Source organism: Pirellulales bacterium (assembly GCA_035656635.1).
Classification (GTDB): Bacteria; Planctomycetota; Planctomycetia; order Pirellulales; family JADZDJ01; genus DATJYL01.
This window is the reverse complement of sequence record DASRSD010000059.1, coordinates 1-6,519: the sequence shown is the minus strand read 5'-3', so window position 1 is coordinate 6,519 and position 6,519 is coordinate 1. Positions and strand designations below refer to the sequence as shown.

Genomic DNA, 6,519 nt, shown 5'->3' with positions numbered 1-6,519 from the left:
GAAAAATGGTCGAAATGCATGGCCGCAGCGAGTATGCCCATTTGACGTTTTCCATTCCCGCCCGCGGTCTGATCGGCCTCCGCACTCGCCTTTTGAACGCCACGCAAGGGACGGCGATTATGCACCATCGGTTTGAAAAATATGCGCCGCAGGAAGGGGAAATTCCCAGCCGCCTGAACGGTGTGCTGGTATCGATGGCCGCCGGAAAAGTATTCGCCTACGGCCTGAACACGCTCCAGGAGCGTTCCGATCTGTTCATCAAACCCGGCGACGAAGTGTATGAAGGCATGGTCGTGGGCGAAAACGCCCGCAACGAAGACATGATTGTGAACCCCACCAAGGAAAAGAAGCTGTCGAACATGAGGGCAGCCGGAAAAGATGAAAACATTTTGCTACGACCACCGCGGGAGATGACGCTGGAAAGCGCCTTGGAATACATCGAAGAGGACGAATTGGTGGAAGTCACGCCCGACGCCATTCGGCTGCGCAAGATTGTGCTTTCCGAACACGGCCGCCGGAAATTAGCGCGGGCCGCCGCCGCAGTGTAACTTGATCAGTGAGACGAAGCAGCATTTTACTCGGCGTCTATCTGAGCCTTCAAATGCTCAAGCTTGTCCACGGGGCCCGATACTTCGGTCAATTCACAAAGCTGCCCCAATTCGCGGCGGATATACTCCCAATCCAGCTTGCCACGTTGCCGGGCCAGAAGCCGCTGCACGTCGATCCAATCCAACGGACGACCGGCCAGCGCTTTGGTCACCACGACATCTTCGGGTGAGGCAATCGGAAGCGTCAAATTTGGACCGAGTTGAAAGTTACTTGCCCTGGCGACCATTTGCTCTTCGAAGGGAGTCCAGCCTAGTGCGATATCGATCCCCACGCCGTTGGAAGCAGAGATGAGCAGGACCCGAGCCGATTCAGCAAAATCAGCGGCATCTGGTCTCCGGACAGCAAACGTGGTAAGCAAGGTGTTAATAAACCGACGTTCTTCAGCCAATCCCGTCAGCAAGCACAAATCGACATCTTCAGTCGTCCGGGGTTCGCCCCAGCGTGTGGCAGCGATACCGACGACGACGCAGAACCTCCATCCTTGGCGGGTCAGAAAATCACAAATTTCCTTGGCGGCTTCCTGGAGCGGGGTCATTGGGAGCGGAGCTTTTGAAACAATCGCTGTTGCTCGATAAACCCGCTGCTGGCTCGCGGCGGGCGGGGAGGCAAATCTGCAAGCAGTCCCGAAAGAGATTCGAACGCGCGGACCACGTCGTCATCGGTCAAGGCCCGCAATTCTTCGTGGCGAATTTTTTCAAGAAGAGGTCCCACACGCTTCCAATTTTCGACCCACTGGCGCGTGGCGGCAATTTGTTCCGGGGTGTAGCGGTCCGCCGTGCTCATCAAAATATTCCGATTTGGAAGGTGACGACCTGCTCAATTATACGACGTGGCGGCTGTCATCGCATGGCCAGATTGTGCGAGGTCGTGTCCTAATTTGAATCAAAATCGATGTAGCGACGGCTGTCCTCAGCCGTTTTGTTCGAGAGAAAGAAGAGCGTCTGGCGACAGACGCCGCTACATTCTCCAAATTAGGCCACGACCGTGTGCGACATCACGCCCCGTATTTTCCCATGCGGCCGGCGTTGGACAAAGCCAGCGGCATGAGGTATTTGGCTTCGAACAAGCCCAGGCCGCCACGGAGACATTCGGCTTCGCCGAATTTTTGGCAGCCATCGGTGCGGCACACCTCGGAAACCAACACGGTGGGGACCGGATGCCAACTGTGGCTTTTCAATTTGGCGGGCGTGCTGTGATCGCCGGTCACGATGAGCACCGTGGGATTGAGCGCGGTGATGCAGGGCAGGGCGGCGTCAAGCTCTTCAATCCTCTTCACTTTGGCAGCGAAGTTGCCGTCTTCGCCGGTGCTGTCAGTGTATTTGAAGTGGATGAAGAAGAAATCATACTCGGTCCAATGCCGCTTCAGGACTTCAATTTGCTCGGCCAGCGTTTGGGCCTGGCCAACAATGTCCATGCCCACCAGCCGGGCCAAGCCTTTGTACATGGGATACACGGCGATGGCGGCGGCCCGCAGGCCGTACACTTCTTCATACGTGGGCAGCTTCGGCTTTTCGGCGAAGCCGCGGAGCGTGAGGCCGTTGGCCTTTTTTTGATCGGCCAGAATTTTGCGAGCCTGGGCGATAAACTCCTTCGCGGCCTGCGCGGTTTTTTCGCTGCCGCTCTTGGCGACGGGATCTAGCGGTGCGACGCCGGTGGCTTGCGGATCGGTATCGGACACATCACCGCCCAGGCCTGGTCCGCGAAAAACAACCACAAAGCGATGCTCTTTCACCGGGCGCACAAACACTTCCACGCCGGGAATTTTGACGGCGTTCAGCTTATCGGCCAACGGCGCGCTTTCTTCGCTGGCAATGCGGCCGGCCCGGCGATCGCTGATTTTTCCGGCCGTATCGAGCGTGCAATAATTGCCGCGAACGGCCACGTCGTGCGGACCGATCTCGAAGCCAATGCCGGTGGCTTCCAGCGCGCCGCGGCCGATGACGAACTTCAAGGGATCGTAACCGAATAACGCCAAATGGCCTGGTCCGCTGCCCGGCGCGATGCCAGGCTTCACCGGAATGCTGCCACCGCAGACGCCGCGCTGGACGAGCGCATTGAGGTTAGGCGTGTTGGCGGCTTCCAGCTCGGTCGGGCCGCCCGGCTCCATCGGCAAGCCGCCCAGGCCATCGGAAACGAGCAGAACAATTTTGGAATCGTTCTTTTGATGGAGCGAACGGGTCAACTCGTGCATGTCGAATTCGCTGTTGCTCATGGCCGTATGATTTGCTGAGGATTTTTGGCGAAATGAATTCGTCGCAAATGAACGGGAATAAACGCAAATATAAACGAAAGGCGGGTAGGTAAAAGGGCCTGCCGGACACTCAGCCTGTTAAGAAATACGTGCCGGTTGACGGAAGTTCGGCGATTTATTCGTATTCGCGGATGCGGCGGCCGATGGCTTCGCCCAGGGCTTCGCGCACGCTGTCGATGGTGATGCGGTCGAAAACCTGTTGGAAGAAGCCGGCCACGACCATGCGCGTGGCTTCTTTGCGAGACAGGCCGCGGCACTGGGCGTAGAAAATCATTTCGTCGTCCACCCGGCCGGTGGTGGAGCCGTGCGTGCAGCGGACATCATCAGCCTGAATTTCCAATCCCGGGATAGAATCGGCCCGGGCGTGATCGGAAAGCATGAGGTTGTCGTTGCGCTGGTAGCCGTCGGTTTTTTGCGCGCCGTGATCGACTTTAATCATGCCGCGCCACACCAGGCGCGATTGATCTTGCAGCGCGCCTTTGTACAGCAAATCGCTTTTGCAATACGGGGCCTGGTGATGTTGCAGCGTGTGATACGAAAGATGCTGCTTGCCTTCGGTGAACATGACGCCGTTGACCTGGGCGTAGGCGTCTTGGCCGGTAAGAGCAACGTGCTGGTTGACTTTGGCCAGCCGCGCGCCCAATGCGCCGATGGTCCATTGCAGTTGTCCGCCGGCTTCGACCAGCGCTTTTTGATGGGCAAAATGCCAAACGCCGGTGCCCCAGTTTTGCAGATTCACATAGCGGAGCTTGGCGCCGGGACCGACAACCAGTTCGATAGCGCCGCAGTGAAGACCTTGCTGATCGGAACCACCAGCTGTTTCCGATAAGAGTGTCGCGGAAGCGCCGTCTTCGAGGATTACTAAAGTATGCCCGAAGTCGACACCGCCTGGCGAAATTGCCGAGAACATGTGAAATGGTTCGTTGATCGAGATGCCCTTGGGGACATACAGAATGGCCCCGCCGGACCAGCAGGCAGCGTGCAAGGCTGCAAACTTATCAGCCCGTCCGTTCACCGCGCGGAACAGGTGGCCACGAATCAAATCGCCATGTTCGCGAACCAGTTCGTCCAGGCTACCGAAGAGGACGCCTTGTTTGGCTAAAGTAGGTTCCCGAAATTGCGTGAGAACCGGACGGCTGTCTAAAGCTGCCGTAACACCGGCAAAATGCACTCCGCCCATCAGGGCGTGTTGGGGCAATTCGCCTTCCGTTGGCGTAGCGACTGGTAGATTGAATTTATCCAGCCGGAACAAGCGGATGTCGGTGCGCATCCATTCTTCGTCAGCGCGGCTGGGGAGCGGCAAATCTTGAAATACTTGCCAGGCGGCGCGGCGGGCCTCGAGTAGCCAAGCAGGCTCCTGGCGATCGGCTAAAAATGCTTCAAAGGCTTCGGGCGTGATACCGGTTGAAACTGTCGTGCTCATTAAAATTTGAAAGTTGGGATGACAAAACAGAGGCGGCGGCCTGGGGCCCTCCGGCTATTGGACGATTGCGATTTGCGATACGTAATTTCTTAGCCTAATGAATTCTTATCCCACCGAGCCTTCCATTTGCAGCTCGATGAGGCGGTTCATTTCCACGGCGTATTCCATGGGAAGTTCTTTCACCAGCGGCTCGATGAAGCCACTGACGATCATGGTGCTGGCCTCGGCTTCCGACAGGCCGCGGCTTTGCAGATAAAACAACTGCTCCTCGCTAATGCGGGAAACGCTGGCTTCGTGGCCAAGCTGCACGTTTTGCTCGTCGACTTCAATGTACGGATACGTGTCGCTGCGGCTTTTGGAATCAAGAATCAACGCATCGCAAACGACGTTCGATTTGGCTCGCTTGGCCCCGCGTTCCACTTTGACCAAACCACGATAACTGGCCCGACCGCCGTTTTTGGAAATACTTTTGCTGATGATCCGGCCCGAGGTGTCGGGCGCACAGTGAACCAATTTCGCGCCGGCATCCTGATGCTGACCCTGCGAGGCGAAGGCGATGGAAAGAATTTCGCCCCGCGCGCCAGGCTCCATCATGTACACGGCCGGATATTTCATCGTCAGGCGGCTGCCGAGGTTCCCGTCGATCCATTCCATCAGCGCGCCTTCGTACGCCAAGGCCCGCTTGGTGACCAGGTTGTAAATGTTATTGGCCCAATTTTGGATGGTGGTGTAGCGGCAGCGTGCGTATTTGTTCACAACAATTTCCACCACGGCCGAATGCAGGCTTTCGGTGGTGTACATGGGGGCGGTGCAGCCTTCCACGTAATGCACTTGGGCGCCTTCATCGACAATGATGAGCGTGCGCTCGAACTGGCCCATGCTTTCGGCGTTGATGCGGAAATACGCCTGCAGCGGGAATTCGATTTTCACCCCCTTGGGCACGTAAATGAACGATCCGCCCGACCACACAGCCGAATTGAGCGCGGCGAATTTGTTATCGGCCGGGGGAATAATCGTGGCGAAGTATTTGCGAACCAGGTCAGGATACTCGCGGACCGCCGAATCAGTGTCGGTGAAGATGACGCCCTGCTTGGCCAAATCTTCCTTGAGCGAGCCGTAAATGACTTCGCTTTCGAACTGCGCTTTCACACCAGACAAATACTTTTTTTCAGCCTCGGGAATGCCCAGGCGGTCGAATGTTTTTTTGATTTCCTCGGGCACTTCGTCCCAGGTTTTGCCTTGTTCGTTGGTGGGCTTGAGGTAGTAGTAGATGTCCTGAAAATCGAGACTGATGTTTCCGCCCCAGCGCGGCGTGGGCTTGGAGTTGAAAATTTCCAGCGACTTTAGGCGGAACTGCAGCATCCAATCGGGCTCGCCTTTGATATCGGAAATTTGGCGAACGATTTCCGCATCGAGCCCCTTGCGGGCCTTGAAGACGGCCTTAGATTGCGTGCGGAAATCGTACTTGTTGATTTCGTTGGGAACGGATTGATCGAGAACTTCGGTAGACATATTCGGTTCTCCTTGCGGAGGGCAGTTCGTATTCGGAATTCAGTTATATTGCGCTGATTGGCTCTTTGGCTGTCATGGCTTTTTCCTCTGCGGCGGCTTCAGGGTAAGCCTGACGGATGCGTTCGTAACCCTTCTTGTGTAATTCGGCTGCAAGTTCCGGGCCGCCAGTTTCCACAATGCGGCCGCCCAGCATGACGTGCGTTTTGAGCGGCGTGTTGTGCTCCAATAGTTGCTCGTGATGGGTGATAATTAAAATGCCCATGGCTGCGCCGCCGATCTCGGCAATGCTTTGGCTGGCCAAGCGGACGGCATCGGCATCTAGCCCGCTGTCGGTTTCGTCCAGAATGGCGAACTTGGGCTGCAACATGGCCAGTTGCAAAATTTCGGCCCGTTTCATTTCGCCGCCGGAGAAACCATCGTTGACGTAGCGGCGGGCGAATTCGGGGTCGATTTTCAATTGCTGCATTTTAGCTCGCAATTCCGTGCGGAACTCTTTCATATGGATGAGCTCTTCACCTTCCTTACGATCGGGGCGACGGACGTTCGTGGCGGCATGTCGCAAAAAGTCGGCCATTTTCACACCGGGGATCGACATCGGCCGCTGGAACGCCAGGAAAATACCGTGGCGGGCGCGGTCGTTGGGTTCCATTTCCAACACATCGTGAGCTTTGCCTGCTGCATCCACAATTTCGATTTTACCATTGGTCACTTCGTAACCAGGATG

The 6,519-nt window shown here is 56.5% G+C and carries 7 protein-coding genes; 1 reads left to right on the top strand and 6 read right to left on the bottom strand.

Going from position 1 to position 6,519, the window contains the following annotated elements; translation table 11 throughout:
* Positions 1-548 (top strand): hypothetical protein (locus tag VFE46_05310; protein ID HZZ27408.1); only part of this gene is annotated, 548 nt, incomplete at its 5' end.
* 26 nt (positions 549-574) lie between these two features.
* On the opposite strand, the gene VFE46_05305 is transcribed toward VFE46_05310, so the two are convergent.
* From VFE46_05305 to sufC, 6 genes are all read right to left on the bottom strand, one after another.
* The gene (locus tag VFE46_05305; GenBank protein HZZ27407.1) at positions 575-1,144 is read right to left on the bottom strand and encodes a nucleotidyl transferase AbiEii/AbiGii toxin family protein; all 570 of its coding nucleotides are present in this window, start codon (positions 1,142-1,144) and stop codon (positions 575-577) included.
* Positions 1,141-1,392, bottom strand: a complete 252-nt coding sequence (locus tag VFE46_05300) for a hypothetical protein (GenBank protein HZZ27406.1) — start codon at positions 1,390-1,392, stop codon at positions 1,141-1,143. Before VFE46_05300 ends, VFE46_05305 begins: the two co-directional genes overlap by 4 nt.
* Before the next feature lie 211 nt (positions 1,393-1,603).
* A complete protein-coding gene (locus VFE46_05295) occupies positions 1,604-2,821 on the bottom strand; it encodes a 2,3-bisphosphoglycerate-independent phosphoglycerate mutase (GenBank protein ID HZZ27405.1) in 1,218 nt (405 codons plus the stop codon).
* A gap of 154 nt (positions 2,822-2,975) precedes the next feature.
* Complete coding sequence (sufD, locus tag VFE46_05290) at positions 2,976-4,283, bottom strand: Fe-S cluster assembly protein SufD (GenBank protein HZZ27404.1); 1,308 nt, start codon at positions 4,281-4,283, stop codon at positions 2,976-2,978.
* A gap of 105 nt (positions 4,284-4,388) precedes the next feature.
* Positions 4,389-5,795, bottom strand: coding sequence for a Fe-S cluster assembly protein SufB (gene sufB, locus VFE46_05285; protein HZZ27403.1), 1,407 nt, complete (start codon positions 5,793-5,795; stop codon positions 4,389-4,391).
* A gap of 43 nt (positions 5,796-5,838) precedes the next feature.
* Positions 5,839-6,519: Fe-S cluster assembly ATPase SufC (gene sufC / locus VFE46_05280; protein ID HZZ27402.1), on the bottom strand; the 681-nt coding region annotated here is incomplete at its 5' end.

What these genes read in the sequence shown, in the direction of transcription:
- VFE46_05300 (HZZ27406.1), bottom strand. Translation starts at nt 1,392, where the DNA reads ATGAGCACGGCGGACCGCTACACCCCGGAACAAATTGCCGCCACGCGC.
- sufD (HZZ27404.1), bottom strand. Translation starts at nt 4,283, where the DNA reads ATGAGCACGACAGTTTCAACCGGTATCACGCCCGAAGCCTTTGAAGCA.
- VFE46_05305 (HZZ27407.1), bottom strand. Translation starts at nt 1,144, where the DNA reads ATGACCCCGCTCCAGGAAGCCGCCAAGGAAATTTGTGATTTTCTGACC.
- VFE46_05295 (HZZ27405.1), bottom strand. Translation starts at nt 2,821, where the DNA reads ATGAGCAACAGCGAATTCGACATGCACGAGTTGACCCGTTCGCTCCAT.
- sufB (HZZ27403.1), bottom strand. Translation starts at nt 5,795, where the DNA reads ATGTCTACCGAAGTTCTCGATCAATCCGTTCCCAACGAAATCAACAAG.